General features: G+C 72.7%; 2 protein-coding genes. One reads left to right on the top strand and one right to left on the bottom strand.

All coding sequences use genetic code 11. The annotated features are described in order from the left end of the window. A partial coding sequence (locus ACWGI8_RS21020; protein WP_453662932.1) for a VWA domain-containing protein occupies nucleotides 1-506 on the top strand: 506 nt, incomplete at its 5' end. Nucleotides 507-878: 372 nt separating this feature from the next. Here ACWGI8_RS21020 and ACWGI8_RS21015 read toward each other — a convergent pair. Then, on the bottom strand, nucleotides 879-1,406 hold the full coding sequence (locus tag ACWGI8_RS21015) for a nucleoside-triphosphatase (RefSeq protein ID WP_453662931.1): 528 nt from the start codon (nucleotides 1,404-1,406) through the stop codon (nucleotides 879-881). Nucleotides 1,407-1,638: the final 232 nt, after the last annotated feature.

Raw genomic sequence — 1,638 nt, 5'->3', positions numbered from 1 at the left:
CCGGATCGATGGAGCCCTACGCCCGCGCAATGCTGCAACTGCTCTACTGCGCCTCGCGCGCAGCCCGGGCCGAGGTGTTCACCTTCGCCACCCGCCTCACCCGCCTCACGCCCGTTTTCCGGCGGGCCGGGCCGTACGACGCCCTGGCACGGGCCGGGCAGGCGGCCCCGGACTGGTCCGGGGGCACCCGGATAGCGGACTGCCTCGCGGAGTTCAACGAACGATTCAGCCGACGCGGCATGGCGCACGGCGCCGTGGTCGTCATCGTCTCCGACGGCTGGGACACCGGCCGGCCCGCCGACCTCGCCACGCACATGGCACGGCTGTCCCGCGTCGCATACCGCGTCGTATGGGTCAACCCCCGTACGGCCAGCCCCCGTTACCGTCCGCTCGTCGGCGGCATGGCCGCCGCGTTGCCCTACTGCGACGCCGTCGTCAGCGCCCACAGCTTCGCGGCCCTGGACGACTTCACCGCCGCCTTGTCCGCCCCTGGCCGCCGACGCTGACCCAGCGCCCCTCCCGTGCCGGTCCCACGACGTTCTGAACGGCGCGCCGCCACCGTCAGCCCCAGCGTCAACGCCGCGGCGAACCTGCTGCTCCGCGAACCGGAAGGACCCACCGCCGTCACCCGCTTCCGCCGCTCGGTCGGCAATCGGACGACCCGGCTCGATCGCTGGGAGCCCGGGCCGAACCCGGCGGAGCCAGGACGCCTGAGCGACACGACCGCCGCGCTGCCGGCGAACGCGCTCGCCCGACGCTTCGGCGAGGGGACACCGACCGGACCCCGGAGGTGGAAGCGGAGGGGTTGCACACGGAGTAGTGGACGGGCCCGTGACGGCGTCCCCAGAAGTCCGTGCGGCGCCGGCCGCACCACCGTCTCACCCGTTCTCGAGCCGTGCCGCGAGCTCGACGGGGAGGAGGTCCCGGTTCGCCGCGTTGAGCAGGACGACGTCGATGTCGGCGCGCCGTTTGAGTGCGTCCGTGAACGGGTCGTGCCGTGCATGGACCGTGGCGACGACGTCCACATCGGCGTCGAAGAGGGCTCGGACGACGTCGCGGAACGCGGTGCAGGCCAGCTCCATCCCGCCGAGCTCGTCGATGAGCACGAGCTGCCCCGTGGCCGGATGCGCCGCCGCCGTCAGAGTCGGCAGTGCAAGCCGTTCCATGACGCTCAGGTCGACGCCGTAACGGCCGATCCGAGGCGGCCCCGGGAAGTCGGCATGGGCGAGCACCGCCCGTCGGCCGGACAGAGTCTCCAGAACGAAGCCGGCCCGGATACCCCCGTGCCGAATCTCCTCCGTGGTGAAACCCACGACGTTCCGCCCACGCAGCAGCGGAACGAGTCGTCGGACGGCGGTGGTCTTCCCCGCGCCGGGCCGCCCTTCCAGCAGGATTCTCGTCGGCATCTCGTCTCCACATCAGGTCGGCGGCCCGGACGGTCGAGGCCGCGGTCACCGTCGGCGTGACCACGTCGCTCGACCACTACCAGTACCCGGTCGAGACGGCTGCTCCGTTCCGCCCCCGCCCGGCGCGGCGGACCGTGCGACAGCGACCGACATCCCGATGCCGTCCGACGTCGCAGTAACAGGCCCTGCGGGCCTGGGGAGACCCCATGCACCGGACCCCGCTCGCTGTCCG

This window comes from Streptomyces sp. NPDC054841 (assembly GCF_053611045.1).
The sequence above is the reverse complement of the archived record's forward strand: the minus strand, read 5'-3'. Positions and strand labels throughout refer to the sequence as shown.

Coding starts and splice junctions, on each gene's coding strand:
- ACWGI8_RS21015 (WP_453662931.1), bottom strand. CDS start 1,406: ATGCCGACGAGAATCCTGCTGGAAGGGCGGCCCGGCGCGGGGAAGACC.